Source organism: Flagellimonas sp., assembly GCF_965233845.1.
Classification (GTDB): Bacteria; Bacteroidota; Bacteroidia; order Flavobacteriales; family Flavobacteriaceae; genus Flagellimonas.
In genome coordinates this window covers 1527850-1548233 of sequence record NZ_OZ247584.1, presented here as the reverse complement: position 1 = coordinate 1548233, position 20384 = coordinate 1527850, and the positions used below count along the sequence as shown (strand labels likewise).

Annotated in this window: 14 protein-coding genes; 4 read left to right on the top strand and 10 right to left on the bottom strand. The window is 42.6% G+C overall.

The genetic code is table 11. From position 1 onward, the window contains the following. Positions 1 to 11 precede the first annotated feature (11 nt). From ACO6S0_RS06685 to ACO6S0_RS06660, 6 genes are all read right to left on the bottom strand, one after another. Positions 12 to 2927 (bottom strand): glycoside hydrolase family 3 N-terminal domain-containing protein, encoded by a 2916-nt coding sequence (locus ACO6S0_RS06685; RefSeq protein WP_422351223.1) that lies wholly within the window; start codon positions 2925 to 2927, stop codon positions 12 to 14. Between the two features lie 92 nt (positions 2928 to 3019). After that, positions 3020 to 3502 carry an ABC transporter ATPase gene (locus ACO6S0_RS06680; protein ID WP_422351222.1) on the bottom strand — a complete coding sequence of 161 codons (483 nt, stop codon included), beginning with the start codon at positions 3500 to 3502 and terminating at the stop codon, positions 3020 to 3022. 1 nt (position 3503) lies between these two features. Continuing rightward, complete coding sequence (locus tag ACO6S0_RS06675; RefSeq protein WP_422351221.1) at positions 3504 to 4289, bottom strand: (Fe-S)-binding protein; 786 nt, start codon at positions 4287 to 4289, stop codon at positions 3504 to 3506. A 10-nt stretch (positions 4290 to 4299) separates the two neighbouring features. After that, complete coding sequence (locus ACO6S0_RS06670) at positions 4300 to 5622, bottom strand: 4Fe-4S dicluster domain-containing protein (RefSeq protein ID WP_422351220.1); 1323 nt, start codon at positions 5620 to 5622, stop codon at positions 4300 to 4302. A gap of 3 nt (positions 5623 to 5625) precedes the next feature. Then, the gene (locus tag ACO6S0_RS06665; protein ID WP_422351219.1) at positions 5626 to 6591 is read right to left on the bottom strand and encodes an MlaD family protein; all 966 of its coding nucleotides are present in this window, start codon (positions 6589 to 6591) and stop codon (positions 5626 to 5628) included. A 71-nt stretch (positions 6592 to 6662) separates the two neighbouring features. Next, complete coding sequence (locus ACO6S0_RS06660) at positions 6663 to 7868, bottom strand: N-acetylmuramoyl-L-alanine amidase family protein (RefSeq protein WP_422351218.1); 1206 nt, start codon at positions 7866 to 7868, stop codon at positions 6663 to 6665. Between the two features lie 262 nt (positions 7869 to 8130). Here ACO6S0_RS06660 and ACO6S0_RS06655 point away from each other — a divergent pair, with 262 nt between their 5' ends. Further along, positions 8131 to 10695: a putative LPS assembly protein LptD gene (locus ACO6S0_RS06655; protein WP_422351217.1), complete on the top strand. Its 2565-nt coding sequence runs from the start codon at positions 8131 to 8133 to the stop codon at positions 10693 to 10695. A gap of 44 nt (positions 10696 to 10739) precedes the next feature. Beyond that, positions 10740 to 11120, top strand: coding sequence for a RidA family protein (locus tag ACO6S0_RS06650; RefSeq protein WP_422351216.1), 381 nt, complete (start codon positions 10740 to 10742; stop codon positions 11118 to 11120). Here the strand turns inward: ACO6S0_RS06650 and ACO6S0_RS06645 are convergent. The 4 genes from ACO6S0_RS06645 to ACO6S0_RS06630 all read right to left on the bottom strand — a co-directional run bounded on the left by ACO6S0_RS06645 (position 11113) and on the right by ACO6S0_RS06630 (position 18600). Beyond that, positions 11113 to 11964, bottom strand: coding sequence for an N-acetylglucosamine kinase (locus ACO6S0_RS06645; RefSeq protein WP_420399309.1), 852 nt, complete (start codon positions 11962 to 11964; stop codon positions 11113 to 11115). The genes ACO6S0_RS06650 and ACO6S0_RS06645 overlap by 8 nt on opposite strands. A gap of 69 nt (positions 11965 to 12033) precedes the next feature. Further along, positions 12034 to 13035: a type I glyceraldehyde-3-phosphate dehydrogenase gene (gene gap / locus ACO6S0_RS06640; protein WP_422351215.1), complete on the bottom strand. Its 1002-nt coding sequence runs from the start codon at positions 13033 to 13035 to the stop codon at positions 12034 to 12036. A 21-nt stretch (positions 13036 to 13056) separates the two neighbouring features. Beyond that, the gene (gene pfkA, locus ACO6S0_RS06635; protein WP_422351214.1) at positions 13057 to 14043 is read right to left on the bottom strand and encodes a 6-phosphofructokinase; all 987 of its coding nucleotides are present in this window, start codon (positions 14041 to 14043) and stop codon (positions 13057 to 13059) included. Positions 14044 to 14172: 129 nt separating this feature from the next. Beyond that, positions 14173 to 18600: a translocation/assembly module TamB domain-containing protein gene (locus tag ACO6S0_RS06630; protein ID WP_422351807.1), complete on the bottom strand. Its 4428-nt coding sequence runs from the start codon at positions 18598 to 18600 to the stop codon at positions 14173 to 14175. A 102-nt stretch (positions 18601 to 18702) separates the two neighbouring features. Between ACO6S0_RS06630 and tsaD the strand changes: the two genes are divergently transcribed. Together tsaD and ACO6S0_RS06620 are read left to right on the top strand one after the other, a co-directional pair. After that, entirely contained in the window at positions 18703 to 19731 is a 1029-nt protein-coding gene (gene tsaD / locus ACO6S0_RS06625) for a tRNA (adenosine(37)-N6)-threonylcarbamoyltransferase complex transferase subunit TsaD (RefSeq protein WP_422351213.1), read from the top strand. Positions 19732 to 20057: 326 nt separating this feature from the next. Further along, complete coding sequence (locus tag ACO6S0_RS06620; RefSeq protein WP_422351212.1) at positions 20058 to 20384, top strand: TfoX/Sxy family protein; 327 nt, start codon at positions 20058 to 20060, stop codon at positions 20382 to 20384.

The window sequence follows — 20384 nt, the reverse complement described above, 5'->3', positions numbered from 1 at the left end:
ATATTTACATTCTAATGTATAATGGAATCATAAATAGCTTGCTGAATTCGGGTGCGTAATCCAGATTTTACCAACAAGGTGTTGGATGCCGAAGGGTATGTTCTATTGGATAAAAACACATAAACCAGCTCCTCATCCGGGTCTGCCCAGGTATAGGTCCCCGTGAATCCACTATGTCCGAAGCTTTTTCTGGACACACAACCACAGGTTGGTCCTTTTTCTTTCAGTTGGGGTTTATCAAAACCTACCCCCCTTCTAACATCCTTATGACAGAAGTAGCAGGTGTTGAATTTTTTAATGGTACGCTCATTCAAGAAACGAACCCCACCATAGACCCCGCCCTGAAGGTACATTTGCATGATCTTGGCCACATCATTGGCATTGCTGAACAAACCTGCATGGCCCCCAACACCCCCTTGCATGGCCGCTCCCATATCATGTACATAACCTTGAATGGTCTGGTGACGGTAGTAGTTGTCCTCTTCTGAGGGAACTATTTCCTCTTTGGAAAACCTATCCAGAGGATTAAACGTAGTTCTTTGCAATCCCATGGGAACATACAAAAAGTCATTGACCAACTTATCTATGGATTCCCCATAGGTTTCTTCGATGTATTTTTTAAACACATAGTAAGCAACATCGCTGTAGCGGTATCTGTTGGATTTTAGTTCTTGTCTCCCAATCCGGTTATATATGGAATCCTTGTAGGCATCGGTTAAATAGAGGTTGTCAGCCACTTTATACGAAAATCCTTCCGTAGGCGTGTTTCTGTAAAAATCAGGGGAAGGTCTCCTGTTTTTGGTCAAAGTCTGGATATAAAAAGCAATCCAAGCCGGTAGTCGACCGTAATGCGACAAGGCTTTTAGAACGGTTACATCCTTTAATTCGGTTTCCCCATACTCTGGCACCAATTCCTTAAAGGTATTGTTCAATGCTATTTTTCCTTCCTCCTCCATCTTCATGATCATGGGCAAAGTGGATAGGATTTTTGTTAAGGAAGCTAAATCATAGATATGGGATTCTTCGATAATCTCTTCCGAGTTGTAGGTAGGTTTTCCGAAGTTCTTATGATAAACTACCTTTCCTTTTTTTGCGATCAACACCTGGGCGCCGGGGTACATCAAAGAATCCAGTCCTTGCCTTACCAAACTGTCCACAGCGGCTAATTTTCCAGAACTCATTCCTACCCTTTCCGGGATGGTGTATCCCAATCGTTGCAGCGGTTTGAGTTGAATCCCTGTATTTACCGGAAAATCTGGATGTGCCGATACCGGTAGCCTTCCATTGGCTCCGATAGCCCCAAAGATGACCTCCGCGACACTTTCCTGGGCAATCTTGCTATTTTGATACCCTACCACCAAGGCATCGATGGTATCAAATTTGGCTACGTCCAATAGTGCGTACGGCTTTGCAAAAAGTGCCAAAATGGTATTGCTGGTTCGCAATCTTGAAATTTCCTGAAGCCAGAACAATTCGTTTTTGGTGAATTTATAGGATTTCCATGGGCTCGAATTGTTTTTATGAAAACCTATGATCACCAAATTAAATGGGGTCAACTGATTTCGATAGCCCGCTGCATCCTTGGCCTTTATCTCTGTTACCTCTGCATATTGATTCAAGGTTTGGAGAAAGGTCTCACCTGAATCATCACCAAAATGGACATAGGCGATTTTTTTGTTCTCCAATTTTTTGATAGGTAGCAAGGAAAAATTGTTTTTAGCTACCGTTATCGCATTTTCCATGGCCTCTTCGTGAAGGGCATCATTGTCCACAGTATTTAAATCTTCGTAAAGCCCATCCAGTTTAATGGATCTGTATGCATGAAGACCGACCTTGTACTTGGCCATCAAAATCTTTTTGACGGACGTTGATAATCTCAATTCAGTAACAATCCCCTTATTGTAGGCTTCCACAAGTTTATCCTTGGCCTGAAGCACATCTTTGGGCATCAAGAGCATATCATTCCCAGCAAGAAAGGCATTGAGTTCCACTTCCCCCTCTGGCGCAAATTCAGAAACTGCGTTCATATTGAGGGCGTCGGTAATTATCAAACCTTTAAATCCCAATTCATTTTGTAAAAGCTCCGTAATAACCTGATCGGAAAGTGAAGAAGGTAGCCCAGCCCTCAAAAATTCCACTTGTGGCACCTCCAAATGCGCCACCATAACAGAACTAAGCCCATTATCGATCAATGATTTGAATGGGAGCAGTTCCACGGTATCCAACCGCTGCTTGGTCGACTCGATTATAGGAAGGGATTTGTGGGAGTCCGTTGCCGTATCGCCATGACCGGGAAAGTGTTTCCCACAGGATAAAACCCCTGCTCTTTCCATACCGTCCATAAAGGCAATACCTTTCTGGGCAACACTTTTGGGATCTTCCCCAAAGGAACGATTCCCTATGATTGGATTCTGCGGGTTGTTGTTTACGTCAATATCCGGCGCAAAATTGATGTGAACTCCTAGTCTTTTGGCGTGTTTCCCAATTTGAAACCCTATTTTTTCAATAATACAGCTGTCCTTGATGGCCCCCAGAGTCATGTTCCAAGGAAATGCATGGGTGGAGTCCAAACGCATGGCAAGTCCCCATTCGGCATCCAGGCCTACCAACAAAGGTGTTTTGGAAACTTCCTGAAATTCATTGGTTAGTTTAGCCTGACGAACAGGACCTCCCCTTGAAAAGACCACCCCGCCAATATGATGTTCCGTAATCAGTTGCTTGATTTTGTCGCTGGCTTCCCTATTCTGGTTGGATGTGGCCATGACCATAAACAACTGCCCAATCCGCTCTTCCAACGTCATGGCATTGTAATGGGCATCTACCCAGTTCTGTTGCGCCAAAGTATCGTTGGCCACCAACGGATTTTGTTGGGCCTGCATACTAATTAGAACAAATAAAAAGAGGGGAAAGTAAAAATTTATCCGCATAAGTAACATTCTAGGGCATATACTTATTGCTGATAAAAATATTGCATTTCATCGAACAATGCACTGAAATTGGGATAATTTACAGATATCATCTATAAAAAACGGGAATGCCAGCTTTCTCCGGCAGGAACTTCCCAATGTTCCAGATACTCCAATTTATTGGCCACAAGGTTATTAAAAACCGTAGTGTTTTTGGAAATGGACTTGGCTTTTGCCATTTTTTTGAAATCCTTCAGAGACTTATATGCAATGAACTCCCCTTGCTTGAAAGAGACATTCATTCGGTCCATAAGTTCCACACCATATTTTTGCTCCAAACTTTGTATAAAATGGACGGAGGCATCAATGGAACAACCTGAAGCACTTGATTGGGACTGATCCAAACCAATAATGATAAAACGTTTATATCGTATCTCAAAACCCGCTTGTAAATCGCTTCCATGAGCAGTCCATTCCTGTAAGAAACTGGATAGTCCAGCTTCAATTTCCTTTAGTTCCTCCTCTGTAAAGCTTCGGTTGGACTGATAAATCCATATTCTTGAATTATCCGCAAGGGACTCAAAATCAATTAGCATGTTAAATAGAATTTGCAATAAGTTCGGCCACATCCAAAACAGTAACGCTGTCTTCTTTTTCATGGGCCTTAATTCCGTCAGTCATCATGGTATTGCAATACGGGCAGCCTGTGGCAATGATATGGGGCTTGGTATCCAAGGCGTCCTTGGTTCGCATTACATTAATATCCATATCTCCTTTTTCCGGCTCCTTGAACATCTGTGCCCCACCTGCACCGCAGCACAGTGCGGTTTTCTTATGGCGCTTCATTTCCACTATATCCGCATTGGTTTTCTTGAGTACCTCCCTTGGCGCCTCATAGACCGAGTTGGCCCTTCCCAAATAGCAAGGGTCGTGAAAGGTGATGCGTTTTTCGTTGTAGACTTGACCTTCCAAAGACAGGCGTCCATCATCCAATAATTCCTTGATATACTGTGTATGATGGACTACTTCGTAGTTCCCTCCCAGACCAGGGTATTCGTTTTTAAGGGTATTGAAGGAATGGGGGTCACAGGTTACAATTCGCTTTATTTCGTAGCCATTTAAAATTTCAATGTTCATCATGGCCTGCATTTGGAACAGAAATTCGTTACCGGCACGCTTGGCGACATCTCCAGTACAACTTTCCTCGGGCCCTAAAACCGCAAAGTCCACATTGGCTTTGTTCAATATTTTCACAAAAGCCTTAGAAATCTTTTTGGCCCTATCATCATAACTGCCGGCAGAACCCACCCAAAACAATATTTCGGGCTGTTTGCCCTCAGTCATAAACTCTTCCATGGTCTTCACCGTAAGTGCTTCACTCATAGGACTACATTTATTCGTTAACCCAGTTCAAACGATCCATTTGATTGTAAGGCCAAGGCGCCCCATTATTCTCAATGTTGGACATCATATTGTTCAATTCGGTTGGCGCGGCGGATTGCTCCATGACCAAATACCTTCTCATCTCTACAATTATCGAAAGTGGATCTATGCTAACGGGACAGGCCTCCACACAGGCATTGCATGTGGTACAGGCCCAAAGTTCCTCCCGACTGATGTAATCATCCAACAGTTGCTTTCCATCCGATACAAACTCCCCTTTATTGGCATCCATAATCTTGCCCACTTCCTCCAATCGGTCACGGGTATCCATCATAATCTTTCTGGGTGAAAGCTTTTTTCCGGTTTGGTTGGCCGGACATTCCGAAGTACATCTACCACATTCCGTACAGGTGTATGCATTCATCAACTGTACCCAGCTCAAATCCATAACATCCGAAGCTCCAAATTTCTCGGGTTCGGGGGCATCATCCGCAGGAGCGGCATACGGATCCGCTGACGGATCCATCATCAACTTAACTTCATTGGTCACCGCTTCCAAATTATTGAATTGCCCTTGGGGCTTCAACTTTCCATAGAACGTATTGGGAAAGGCCAAAATAATATGGAGATGCTTGGAGTAATAGAGATAATTTAAAAAAGCAAGGATTCCCAAAATATGAATCCACCAGGCACTACGTTCAATCAAAATCAAATTGGAAATGGAAACATCCTGGAACAGGCCCGCTATGTATTGGCTAACCGGAAAAGCTCCAGCTTTAACATAATGTGGAGCATCCAGCTGCTGTAATTGAAAATCAGCTGCATTCATGGTAAGAAACAGGCACATGAGTACCATTTCTATATAAAGGATCATATTACCATCCTTTTTGGGCCAACCTTCCATTTCCGGCTTGATAAAGCGCTGTAATTTAATGGTGTTTCTTCGGATCCAAAAAATTACAACCGAAACAATGACCAATACGGCCAAAATCTCAAAAGAACCAATCAGGAAGTCATAAACAGCTCCCATTGGCGCTAATATGCGATGGGTTCCCAAGATGCCATCCAAGATAATTTCCAGCACCTCAATATTGATGATCAAGAAACCTGCATACACAATAATATGTAAGAGTCCAGCTATAGGCCTAACCACCATTTTGGTTTGACCCAAGGCAATACGAAGCATGTTTTTCCAACGTTGGGGCTTGTGGTCGCTTACGTCCACATCCTTTCCCAAGTTGATGTTCCTGGTAAGCTTTTTTACATTTTTGATAAAAAATCCGATTCCAAAAACCAGGGCTAAGGTGAATAAAATATTGGGTATGTATTCCATCTATTATTCCTGTTTTTGAGCTGCGGGATCGTTTTCCGGAAGTTCGTAGTCCTTCTGTTTTTTACCAAATACGGAAACATTGACATAACGCTTTGGATTCAATCGGAAATCCTGCAGCAATAAATCGAGTTCCCTGGAAGCGGCCGCTAAGTTGTCATATAATTTGTCGTCTTGGGCCAATTTACCCAATGACCCCTCCCCTTTTTCTATCTTTTCCAGAACGGCGTTCAATTTTTCAACAGTGGTCTTAAAATTCGATACCGTTCCTGCCAATCCTGCGTTGGCCAAGGAATCTGATAGTTTAGAGAAGTTGGTAGTTATTTTATCCACATTCTTCAAGGAATTGTCCAGTTGCTCCTTGTTGTTCTCCAGCAAAGCACTAAACTTGTCTGCGCTTACTTTAAAAGAGCCTATAAGCTCATTGAGGCCTGCAATGCTCTGTCTTAATTCCATTCGGGTTTGGTCATCAAGCACCTTATTTACATTCATCAATAAGGTGTCCGCGTGAGACACAGCACCCTCGACCTTCATTTGTAAGGGGGTCAATTTTTGCTGAACCAACTCGGTCAAGCCCGGTTTGGTATTGGTAATCAGGGTATCTCCAGATTTGGCACTGGGTGCCCCATCAAACACTGGATTAATTTGAATGCCTTTCCCTCCAATAATTCCCGTATCATACAGCTCAGCTTTGCTGTTTTTGGAAAACTCAAAATCGTTATTGATGGAAAAAGTGACCAATAATTTTCCCGATCCGTCCTTGAATTTGATGCTGTTCACATTTCCTACAGCCAAGCCATTAATGGTTACTTGGGTGCCGGGCTGTAACCCTCCAACATGGTCGTAGATGGCATACAGGGTTTTGCTGTCTTCAAATAAGGAGGAGGATTTAAGATAACTAAGGCCAAAAATGAATGCCAGGATTCCAGTAAGTACAATAATCCCAGTTTTAATTTCCCTGGATAGCTTCACAAGGTTCGGTTTACGGTTCTAAACAAAATTAGGAATAATTTTGACAAAGCTACCACGGTTTTAATCACCTCTTATAACACTGTCTTAATGGGTACCCTAACCCCATTTTTGTAGGCCACAATGTAGGATGTGGTATATCCTTTGGCGTCCGCTTGGGACTTGAGTTTTTTGGCCTGATCAAATGTTGTAGCCTCCCCGTACATATATCGGTACAAGTTCTTAAAAGGTTCTTTGGAAAGTATATCCAATCCCCTAAAGTTCTCTCCTCTCAAGGGAATGTTCTTACCACTGGCCATTAATTGTACTTTAAAAACCACATCACTTTTAGGCACTGTCTTTATTTCCTCCTTTTTAACCGTGACCGCTTCTTTTTCCTTCGAAGTATTTGTATTTGTACCAACAACCTCTTGCTTGGCCTGTCCCTCGTCTTGTGTGGTCATATGCACAGCCCCTGATGAATCTTCTATGACCACTGGGGCGGAAGAAGTATTCGTTACGGTTGATATGTCGTTCTTGTAGCCCAAAATGGCATCAGCTATGGCCTTTCCCATTTCTGCTTGGCCTTTGGCCGAATTTAGATACCCCCCTTCACTCTTATTGGTAAGGAATCCTGCCTCTACCAATACACTGGGCATAAAGGTTTGGTGTAATACAATGAATCCAGCTTGCTTCACCTTGCGATCTTTCCGCTTTAATCGTTTGGTGAAGTTATCCTGTAATTTCTTACCCAACATTATGCTTTGCTCCAAAAACTCCTCCTGCATGATGGTCAATCCTATCACGGATTCCGGAGAATTGATATCATATTCGGCATAACGTTGCTCATAGTTGTCCTCTAAATAAATCACGGAGTTTTCCTTTTTGGCCACTTCAAAATTTTGACGATTGGCATGAAGTCCAAGAACGAACGTACCTGCTCCATAAGCATCCGAATTATGGGAATCGCAATGCACGGACACAAATAAATCGGCATTGGCCTGATTGGCTACTTCCCCGCGAACAAAAAGATCTACGAAACTGTCATCCTTACGGGTATACACCACCTTAATATCTGCGTGTTTTTCCAACTCCGCTCCAGCTTTCAGCACAATACCCAATGCAATGTTTTTTTCGAGGTACCCATTACCCAAATTACCAGGGTCATGTCCGCCGTGACCAGCATCCAAAACAACCACAAACTTATCTTTAGGAGGTACTTCGGTATCATTATTGGTGAACGAAGTCAGGGGGAGAACAATTAAAAGGACTATAAGAAAAAATAACCAACTATTATTCATAAGAACTATACAATAAAGGTGTTCCGCTAAGGTTAAAAATATTGTAATCCCCAATCAACAGAACAAAAAATATATGTAAGTTTGATCCCAAAAACTGAGCCAAACTAGCACAAAAATAGGATTTATAGCGTTGCAATCAAATAAACATTTTCTAGTTTTCCTATTTGTTCTTCTCGGTAACTTACTCATCCTAAGAGCTCAGGAAGATCCTATTATCCCTTTGCCCATTAAGCCATTGCAGGATAGTATAACGGCTCCTTTAATGCCCGCCAACATACTGAATGATTCCATTACCGTTGATTCCGTGGCCACTGATAGTGTTCGAGGCAAAAAACCTTTGCTCTTGGACAAAATCAAGTATAAAGCCAAGGACTACGTGAAGTTGAGCCAGAAAGATAATAAAATTTACTTATACGACGAGGCTGAAATTTATTATCAAGACACAGAACTAAAGGCCGGGGTCATCGTAATGGACTACGTTAAAAACGAAGTGTATGCGGGACGCTTAAAAGACTCCACTGGCACCTACTCCCAACTGCCTTTTTTTAAACAAGGAACCAATGAAGTAAGACCGGATTCCATTCGCTTTAATTTTGATACACAAAAGGCGCTCATCTGGAATTCCCGTTCGGAGCAGCAAGCTGGTTTGGGAAAACTGGGGAGTGATGCCATGAAGGTCTATGCGGAAGTGACCAAAAAGGAAAACGATTCCGTTTACTTCTTAAGTGAAGGAAAATTGACAACGTCCAAGGATACGGTTGATCCTGACTACTACATCAGAATTCGAAAAGCCAAGTTTGTTCCCAAACAGAAGATCATAGCTGGGTACAGTAATATTTATATTGTTGATGTCCCAACCCCGATAGCACTTCCCTTCGCGTATTTCCCATTAAGCCAAGGACGGGAAGGGGGGCTCATTTTTCCAACATTTGGAAATGACCCACAGCGGGGATATTTTATTCAAAACGGAGGGTATTATATCCCTATTGGCGATGTTGCAGACATAGCTATTACGGGGGACTATTACACCAACGGAAGTTACGGTTTCCGTTCGGCAACCCGTTATCGTAAAAGGTATAAGTTCAACGGGGGAATCAATATAAGTTATGAAAACCTGATCAGAAGCCAGAAAGGATTTGATGACTTTAGTCGTACCAGCAACTACAACATCCGAATACAGCATACCCAGGATCCCAAGGCAAGTCCGTACTCGCGATTCTCGGCATCGGTGAACTTGGGTAGTAGCCAGTTCTTTACCAACTCGCTGAATCAGATCAATAGATCCAATACACAGACCAACACTTTTGCATCGTCCATTAGTTATTCCAAGACGTTTCCGGCCTATCCTTCCGTCAACACTAGTTTGACCTTGACGCACTCTCAAAACTCCAGGACCCAGGCCATAAGCATGTCCTTACCGACATTTCAGGCCAGTATGGAACGTATTTTTCCTTTGGCCAAACGAGATGGAATTAAAAAAGGAATCCTTCAAAATATCAACTTTCAGTATGACGTTAATGCGCAAAACAGCATAACGACTACCGAGGAGGACTTTTTTACCAGTAAGATGTTTGAGGATGCCCGTGTTGGGGCCAGACACCGAATCCCTATCGGGACCAACTTTAAGGTGGCCAAATACCTTAGTGTTAGCTTGAATGGAAATTATGAGGATGTCTGGACATTGGAGACCATTAACCGTAGGTTTGATGCAGAAGAACAAACCGTGGTTACCGATACCATAGCAGGCTTTGACCGCTTTAATCGCTATAGCATGGGGGCCAGTATTGGAACCGTGCTCTACGGAACCTTTAACCGTGGGGAAGACAAGAAAATCCAGGCCATAAGACATACCATCAGACCTTCCATAAGCTATAACTACTCGCCCTCCTTTGAAAAATTCTATGAGACTTATACGGATGGCGATAATAACGAAGTGCAATACACTCCTTTTGAAACGAGTATTTATGGTAGACCTTCCCTAAGTAGAGGGAACTCCATTGGCTTTGCCATTCAGAATACCTTGGAGGCCAAGGTACGGGATAAAGATTCCACGGTTCTGGAACCTAGGAAGGTGCAGATATTGAGCAACCTAAGCTTCTCTACCAATTATAATTTTGAAGCGGATTCGCTTAAGTTAAGTCCGGTTAACGTTAGTGGGGCCACCCAAATTATCAAAAATGTCCCTATCAACTTCTCGGCTACCTTGGATCCCTATGCAATCGATAATAACGGGCGACGTATCAACACCTTTAATATTAAAAATGGGGGTGGCCTCTTTAGATTAACCTCGGCAAGATTGAACACCGGTTTTAGGCTGGACAGCGAAATGTTCAAGAAAGGAGGAAAGAAAAGTGAGGATGATTCCAAGGATAGAGACCCTGATTACAGTGCTAACCCATTTGAATTAAAGGGAGCCAGGGATGGGGAATTCCAGTTTGACCGGGATGAACAGGAAACCGACGATGATGTAAATAATCCATTGTATGCCAATGAAATTCCCTGGGATATGCGGATTACCTATGTGGCTACCTATAATAACAGCAACCGACAAAAGGAAATTACCAACCATTCCATCATGTTCAATGGAAATGTGAAGCTAACCCCAAAATGGGAGGTTGGTGTCACTTCTGGTTACGATATTAAGAACAAAGGATTTGCCGATACCCGATTTGCATTTAAACGGGATTTGGACAGTTTTAGGTTGAGCTTTGATTGGACCCCTTTCGGGCGCTTTGAGCGTTGGTACTTTTTCATTGGTATAAAGGCCAATATTTTGAGTGACTTGAAATGGGAAAACCGAAGTCAACCTTTTAGAAGCGTAAGGTAAATTCGCTAACTTGTTAGCATTAGCTCTACTAAAATCACATCCCCATGAAAAAAATAATCAACACTCCCCATGCCCCAGCCCCAATAGGTCCCTATAACCAGGCCGTATTGATCAAAGACACCCTATATATTTCTGGGCAAATTCCCATTGATCCCAAAACGGGCAATTTGGTGGAAGGAGATATTCAAAAGGAGACCAAACAGTCCATGGAGAATTTAAAGGCCATTCTACAAGAAGCAGGAATGACTTTTGAGCATGTTATTAAAACCTCCATCTTTATAAAGGATATGCACCAATTTGCACAAATCAATGAGGTGTATGGTTCCTATTTTGATGCAGATACCGCACCGGCAAGAGAAACTGTAGAAGTAGCCAACCTTCCAAAGTTTGTGAATGTGGAAATTTCTATGATTGCCGTTAAATAGTTTCCTTGTGGAATTCCATAAGGCCTTCTATAGGTCTACGCCTAATTACTCCTAAAATCAAATCGTTGCGCTCCAATACGGTGGCCAATTCATCTTTGAGGAAATGCGCAATGCTGCCCACAAAGTTGATGGGTACCTTGGTGGCCAATTCGAACTGCATGATGTAGTTGTTCACAAACTGCTGCAATCCTTTGTCAATAACACCACGGCAGTAAGGGTGTTCCTTGTTTTCAATGATAAAACGGGCAAATGTTGCCAAATAGGTATTTGGATTGGGCTGTTTATAGAGATTTTCCTTAATGGCATCGGCTTCCAAGTTGTATTCCTTGCTAAACTTGATGCCCAAATCTTGCGGCATTTTATGGAAATAGTAATCCCGAAGCAACTTTCTACCGAAAAAATTCCCGCTACCATCATCCATAAGAATGTATCCCAAGGAAGTCACTTTTTGAAAGAGTTGGTGACCATCGTAATAACTACAATTGGATCCAGTGCCCAGAATACAAACTATTCCTTGATGCCCAATCTTGGTTGTGGAATAGATGGCTGCAAAGGTATCTTCCCGCACTTCTGCTTTGGCATTGGGGAAAAAATCCTTAAAGATCTCCTTGAGGAAATTCTTCATTCTATCGGTTCCGCAACCTGCACCGTAGAAGTATAACTGACTTACGACATCCTTGTTTTTGGACAATTCAAAATTGTTGGCCAATCGATCCTCGATTACCTCACGGGTGAGTACCTCTGGACTAAGTCCCAAGGTTTGGGTCATAAACAATTGCTCCCCTTTCTCATCCAAGGCAATCCAATCCGATTTGGTCGCTCCACTGTCAACAATCAATATCATAGGTTGGTTTTTAGTTCGATTTCGGGAAGCAGGTGACCACTTCCCGAAATTCTATATTAAGATAGTAAATTATAGACTTGCCACGTGCTCGGCCAAATCCACCAATTTGTTGGAATATCCAGTTTCATTATCGTACCAGGAAACTACCTTGAAAAAGGTAGAGTTCAATTCAATTCCTGCACCTGCATCAAAGATGCTTGTTCTTACATCTCCCACAAAGTCCTGGGATACAACAGCTTCCTCGGTATAACCTAAAATTCCGGCCAAGTCGCCTTCCGAAGCTTCCTTGAACGCCTTTTTAATCTCATCGTACGAAGTCTCTTTCTCCAACTTCACGGTCAAATCCACTACAGAAACATCAGCAGTGGGAACACGGAATGCCATTCCCGTAAGTTTCCCCAAAAGTTCAGGAATAACCTTGGTTACGGCTTTGGCTGCCCCTGTAGATGCTGGAATAATGTTCAATAAAGCACTTCTTCCGCCTCTGTAGTCTTTTCTAGAAGGACCATCAACAGTCATTTGGGTAGCTGTGGTCGCATGAACGGTTGTCATCAAACCTTCAACAATACCAAACTTGTCGTTCAATACCTTGGCCAAAGGAGCCAAACAGTTGGTAGTACAGGAAGCATTGGATACAATGGTGTCGGAAGCCTTCACATCTTGGTGGTTCACTCCCATCACAAACATAGGCGCATCCTTTGAAGGAGCAGAAATAACTACTTTTTTGGTACCACCATCAATATGGTATTGGGCAGTTTCCAAAGTAGTAAAGATACCTGTACATTCAGCAACGATGTCGGCACCAACCTCATCCCACTTCAAGTTTTTTGGATCTCTTTCTGCAGTAATCCTGATTGTTTTTCCATTTACAACCAAGTTTCCATCCTTTACTTCCACAGTTCCATCGAACCTACCATGTACAGAATCGTACTCCAATAAATATGCAAGATGCTCTACATCCAGCAAATCATTAATGGCCACAACATCAACGTTGTCCCTTTTCACAGTAGCCCTAAAGACCAATCTTCCAATTCTCCCGAATCCGTTGATTCCTATTTTCAAATTTGACATTTTTACTTTATTTGGTTTTAATTATGTAGTCATTATATCGGAGACACGGATGAGTTCTTCATCAATGTCCGTATGTGCTTTGATTGCTTCAGCAATCGGGGTCAAAATCAGGTTGTTGTCCCGTATTCCCACCATGTAGTTGGATTTACCTTCCAAGAGGCTTTCCACGGCCTTTACTCCCATTCTACTAGCCAGTACCCTATCAAAACAAGTGGGATTTCCGCCACGTTGCATATGTCCCAAAACGGAGACCCGCACATCGTATATCGGAAGATGTTCCTCCACATATTCTTTAAGCTCGAAAACGTTCTTTCCAATTTTATCGCCTTCGGCGACAATAACAATACTGGAAGATTTTCCTGATTTCTTACTTCGTTTCAGGGATTCCACCAAGCGTTCCAGTCCCAAGTTTTGTTCCGGAATCAAAATTTCCTCGGCTCCAGCACCAACACCCGCGTTCAAGGCAATATGCCCCACATCACGTCCCATTACTTCCACAAAAAACAGGCGGTTATGCGAACTTGCCGTATCTCGAATCTTATCTATGGCCTCCACTACCGTATTGATAGCGGTATCAAAGCCGATAGTATATGTAGAACCTAAAATATCATTGTCTATGGTACCTGGAATTCCCATTACCGGAAAGTTGAACTCCTCGTTGAAAATCAGTGCTCCGCTAAAACTTCCATTACCTCCAATGACCACAAATGCGTCAATGCCTTCCTTGACCAATTGATCGTGGGCCTTCTTACGTCCTTCTGGGGTACGGAACTCCTCACAACGAGCAGATTTAAGAATGGTTCCCCCTTTGTTGATTATGTTGTTGACACTACGGGCGTCCAAAGTTTTAAAATCACCTTCAATCATTCCCTGATATCCTCGGTAAATAGCCACACATTCAATTTCCAAATATGCACAAGTTCGCACAACGGAACGAATGGCGGCATTCATTCCCGGAGAATCACCTCCCGACGTGAATACGCCTATTTTCTTAATTTCTGAAGCCATTAAATGATTTAAAAAGCCAAAACTAGGAAACTTTATTTAATTTACGAATGACATATTAACTAATTTGATTTCAGTAAAATTCTCAAACGTTTTCGTGAAAATTTTATTGAATAATCAAAAAAAATAGCCCTATTTGAATGACTTTTTGGTAACGCGGTTTTTTGGGGTAAAGCGAATCAAACTATCCTTGCCCATAATTTCTGTGGATTGCTCTGGTTGTGTGGTAGGGACAGGTTGTTCTTCCTGTTTCTTGAAAATTCGCTGCATCAGCTCTTTGAAACTGTTGAAATCCACTTGATAAGATAGCCCCACTCCTTGTGTATATCCTTGACGTTCGGCCCATTGCCTAATTTGATTTTCCCTATTGAAAATCTTGGCACTCAGCGTACCCTCCTCATTCAAAAGTACTTGTACTTCCACATCACCTGCAACAACAGATTCCGATACTCCAGCACCGCCAACAGGAACCCCTACCCTTCCATTGACCAAGATTCGGTCCGATATCTGGGTAGAAACGGTAACGCCAATTCTATTCTCTGTCCGAATATCTGCTTCGGTATTGAACTGCCCTTGCTCATAGGAAAGTCCTAAATTGAACTTATCATTTTCCCCTCCAAGAAGTTGATTGAGTAATCCGGATGCCGTCTGAATTAGGTTTCCTGTTACCGCTTGCTGACTGATTCCGGCTTCCTCATCAACAAAGGTTCCTTGGGCCAAAAGGAAAAATGCATTTCGTTCTTTTACCGTAGGGTCTTGGAGTCTGTATTCCAGCTCGGATTGCACCACAGAATTGGTTCCTGGAAAATCAATGTCAAAAGCGATGTTCGGACTCTCCAGTTCCCCGTCCAACCGTACCACCACCTCAGTGGGAATTCGAGACTGGTATGCCTGTCCATCCAGTAAGGGAGCAGGGTTTGCATTGAGCCGGTAAACTGCTTCCAAATCCAGTTGCGCTTCCAAGGGATCTCGCTCCCATAGAATGGTTCCTCCCGGTCTCACCTGGAATTTTTTATCAATGACCCCTCCGTACTTAAAGTTGTATTCTCCGGTAACCGCCACAAATTCCCCATACATATTGAACTTACCGTTGGTGTTGATTTCAATCAACAGAATTCCTTCCCCCGTTCCTTTAAGCGAGCTACCCGTGTTTTGGTCCACCACAATCTCTACCTCCGCATCCGGGGTCACAGCCAGGTCAAACGCCATTTCCAAGCCTTGATAGTCTTCAAGTATCCTTTCTTCCTTAAAAGCCTCTGCGCTACCCTTTTCTACAAAGTTGATAAAGGAGTAATCCCCTACCGTTGTCACATCACTCAAGGGAATTTTTAGGGAAGTTCCCTTTGCCGTGGAAGCATCCACCGCAATGGTCAACGCATCCGTGGAACCATAAATACTTCCTGTTCCGTTTATAAAACCGGTACCATAGTAAAGTGCCTCTTCATCAAAATCCGTATTCAGGATCATAAAGCGATCATTGTTGGTATCCACATCCAAATCCAAGGACCAATCCCCAAAAGCAGTATGGTTTATAGTGCCGTCCAAAGTAGCTTCGGTGCCTTCCACCACGTCTGAAACCCCTACTTGTTCAAAATAAAAGGTCTGGTCAAAAAGGCGAACCCGTGAATAGGGTGCAAAATTGTAATCCACGTTCAGATAGGGTATCCCCATGCCTGCATCATTCAAACTAAGGATTCCATTAATGGATGGATTGTCCAAATTACCCACAATTCTGGTATTGCCATCCAATCTTCCCCGAATATTGGAAATAACCCCATCTCCCAATGGACTAAAGGGTTCCAATTGAAAACCTGTGAAATTTGCAAATAAGTTAAGCTCTTGTTGGTTGTTACGATTGAACACCTTACCGTTTACGCTCATCACTTCCTTGCCCTTATCAATCAGCCAGGAGTTCACCCCAAACTGGGTAAGGTCATTATTGCCAAAAATGCCTATCTCCAAGTCCCCCATCCTCATATTGTTCACGCTAAAATCTCTCACATTAAGACTGGAAGTGGGTAAATAGTTCCCATCTTTCTGAAGTATATTCAGGAATCCATCAACGGAGCCATCCAACTTTAAACTATCAATATCCGGGGTAATCTTGTTCAGGGAAACAATTTTAAACTGAAGATCCAGGTCTTTATAGGTAGAATCTGCCAGCTCACCCCTTAATCTGATCTGTTCCCTGTTGTTATTGTCCATCACCACATCCTCAATCCGAATACTGTCCAGGGTTTTATTCAGGATGACCTTATTCTTGTTGTCCCCGTCCTTGTTTAACACCCATGTATTGCCCTTAAAGTTGATATCCGATGTCTTTAATCCGATAACGGATTTGTTCTGCTGATTAAAGGTGTGGTAAAAGTTGAGCTTGTAACTGTCATCATAACCCCTTCCCCCCTTGAACTCGGTTCTAAAGAATAAGGTATCCTTCAGGGTGGTGTTGATCAGGTTAAAATCCTTGACATCATAATAAATCGTAGACATGTCAGCGACAGAAACAAACGTATTGAACAAGGGGTTCTTATTATCTATCTTCAGTTCAATGTTATCCAGTTCGTTACCATAGGCTTTTATACTGGGGGATTTAAATGTGAGCTTGAAATCCCCTTCATCGGAAACTATATTGCCACGTATAAAAGTATTGGGGTCAAAGGCCACTTCAGGGAAAAAGACATCCACAATCTTATTATAGATCTTGAAATTAAAACTGAGATGTTGTCCTTCTGAGATCTCAAAGGGTTTATAGTTGGTATAAATGCTTCCAATGGAATTCTGCACCAATCTACCCAGTTCCTCAACCTTAAATTTCCCTTTCACATAGCCTGTAATGATGTCTGGGGAATTAATTTCCACCGTGCGTATGGTATCTGCATCAAAAGAAGAGGTGACGGCAAAATCGTCAAAATAGTAGGTTTCATTCTTATTCTGATATACCGTGTTGGAGAAACGCACTTGCCCCACAATATTGTCCAATGTACTTCCGGCAACGTTCATGTTAAGATCTCCCTTAAATACAGACACGCTGTCTTGAATAAAATTCATTTTCTTGAGGTCTGCATGATCTACTGAGGCTATGAAGTTGAACTGGTTTTCATCTTCTGCAAAGTCTGCCAATCCCTCAAAGGTGAATTTTACATTTTGGTCATTGCTGACCAGTGATCCATCAAAAAGCTGTTCCTTCAATATTCCGGACACCCTAATGTTGGTGTACATATAATCGTTGTATTCCAACTTGTAGACCTGCCCAATAATTTCTGTATTCAGGTATTCGGAAATCAAGCCTTTACCCTCCACATTTACGTCCATGGAAGTCAAGCCCAATTGCTCTTCTTCCACAAAATTGCCCAGATCAAAATCAATCAAGGAAATAAACCCAATATAGGATGCATTTTCATTGGTCTGTATGTTGGTCATTTGAAGGTCGGCATAACTGCTCCCTATGGCCGTATTCAGATTCACCTGAACATCCAAGGAGGTTTCGGTGACCTCAGCATCTCCCCGAATGGTAAATTGACCCAATTTTCGCAAGGGTGGAGGTATGGTCTTTCCCAAAATATTGGGTAAGATAGCCCTCAATTGATAGTAACTGGAGGTCAAATTTTTCATCTCCGCCTGCATCACAAAGGGCGCATCCTTGCTGAACATATTGTTGAATTGGAAATCACCCCGGATTCCTGTCCGACCAGATTCCAGAAAGAGATTGCTCACGGATAGGGCATTCAACACACCGCCAAAATCGCCAGAAAACGTAACAGACCTATCTTTCCCAAACTCGTTGTAAAAGCTATTGACATCATTCAACGATACAGTAGATTCTGTAAACTGAGCTTTTATGTTGACTTTGTCCAAGAATTCCTTAAAATCTTCCCGGTTGTATTCAAAAACCAACTGCCCTTTCAATTCTGACTCCTTGGTACTAATGTTAAGCGACTCAAACCGCATATATTCCTTGGTATAGGTAAATTCGGTTGCCAAATTTTCCAAGCGCACCCCTCTTTTACTAAGTAAGGATAACGCTTCAATATCCAAGGTCACATCCGGCCCTAGGATTTGAAAGTCCTTGGCCTTGACCTCTAAATCAACAAAATCCAAGATTATCTGTTTTTCCACGTTTTCATCGGTCAACCTGAATTTCCCCTCGGCAATTTCAATTTCATCCGAAGCCATGAAAAATGGTGGTGTCCCTGGTGCCCTAGGTTTTCCATCATCCAATTTGGCCACAAAAACATCCAGATTGGTATCCCGCTCTCCTTCGTAAGTCTTCAAATTGAAGAACAGTCCATCAATTGCTATGTCACCAAATTCCATTCTTCCATTTGCCATATTCTTCAGGTTCAAAATGGAGGTGGTGAGCTTTTCAATATAGGCTAAAGTGTCCTTTTTGTAATCTTCCACATAGATTCCCTTAATACCTGTGTTCAGACTAAAAAGTGAAAGGCTTACCCTATCAATGCTGATATTGGTACCGAACTCAGCGTTGAGCGATTCTGTAGCGTATTTGGCCATGCGGGTCTGGACAGCGGGAATGGACAAAATTAAGGAGCCCAAGACCATGATCAGCAGAATTGCCAATACCAAGCGCAACAGTATTTTCCTTAATTTTTTGATAGGGCTTTATGTTTTACCTTTGCTCGACCAATTTTTGTTCCAAAATCCATGGCTCCAGAAAAAATTTACATCCTTGCCATTGAATCTTCTTGTGACGATACTTCGGCCGCTGTACTCTGCAACACCAAAGTGCTCAGTAATGTGGTGGCAACGCAGGAAATCCACAGGCAATACGGAGGTGTTGTCCCAGAATTGGCTTCTAGGGCACATCAGCAAAATATTGTTCCCGTGGTCCATCAGGCCTTGGCCAAAGCAAATATCGACAAAAAACAACTATCCGCCATAGCATTTACCCGCGGACCGGGACTTATGGGATCCTTGCTGGTGGGCACTTCCTTTGCCAAATCCTTGGCTTTGGGACTAGATATTCCTTTGATTGAAGTCAACCACATGGAAGCCCATATTTTGGCCCATTTTATTGACGATGAGGACACCCAGAGACCAGAATTTCCTTTTTTGGGGATGACCATTAGCGGTGGACATACCCAAATTGTACAAGTCAACGATTATTTTAATATGAAAGTTTTGGGCGAAACCTTGGATGATGCCGTAGGGGAGGCTTTTGACAAAAGTGCCAAGCTCATGGAACTGCCCTACCCCGGTGGACCATTAGTGGATAAATATGCCCGGGAAGGAAACCCTATGGCATATCCCTTCCCAAAACCCAAGGTGGACGGTCTCAATTTCAGCTTTAGTGGATTAAAAACGAGTATTCTCTACTTCTTGCAACGGGAAACACAGAAAAATCCAGACTTTGTCCAGGAAAACATAAAGGACATTTGCGCATCCGTTCAGCATACCATCTTGGAAATATTGATGGACAAACTAAAACTGGCTGTAAAACAAACCGGGATAAAGCAGGTTGCTATTGGAGGTGGGGTTGCGGCCAATTCTGGTATTAGAACTAGATTGAAGGAAGCTGAAGAAACCCTGGGATGGAAAACCTACATCCCAAAATTTGCCTACTGTACGGACAATGCCGCCATGATCGGGATTGTGGGCTATCTTAAATTCTTGGAAGATGACTTTACCGACCAAAGTGTGGCAGCCAAGGCGCGTTACGCAATCGGTAGTTGATTTTCAATTGGCAATTGGCAATTGGCAATAATCAATGTTCAATTTAGGATGTTGGATGCTGGATGCTGGATGTTGAGATTTGAACTTGAGTTTGGAAATGGACAATGTTGAATGCCAGATGCGGGATGCTAGATGTCAGATTCTAAAAACAGGATATCAGAAATGAGAAGTCAGAATTTTTGTGTTTGAGCTTGAACTTGGGATTGAACAATGTTCAATTTTAAATTTTTAATGGGAATGGGAAAACAATTCAACATTTAACCATTAACCTTTAACGCTTAACTTTTAACCCTTAACTTTCTATTCGCAACTTGTAACTTTAACCCATGGCTTATAATGAAGAACTTGCTGAGCGGATCAGAGCAGCAGTAAAATTGTTTCCAGAACCCTTTACCGAAAAGAAAATGTTTGGCGGTATTGCATTTTTATATGAGGGAAAAATGACCGTTGGGCCTGTTAAGGATGATTTGATGGTCAGGGTAATCTCCGAAAAAATGGAGGCGGTATTGCAGCAAGATTTTGTAAGACCCATGGACTTTACGGGTAAACCCATGAAGGAATTTATCTTTGTGTCCCCAGAAGGGTTCAGGACAGAGGAACAACTTCAAGGTTGGATCGAATTGGGATTGGAACACGCCAAAAGTAAATTGTAA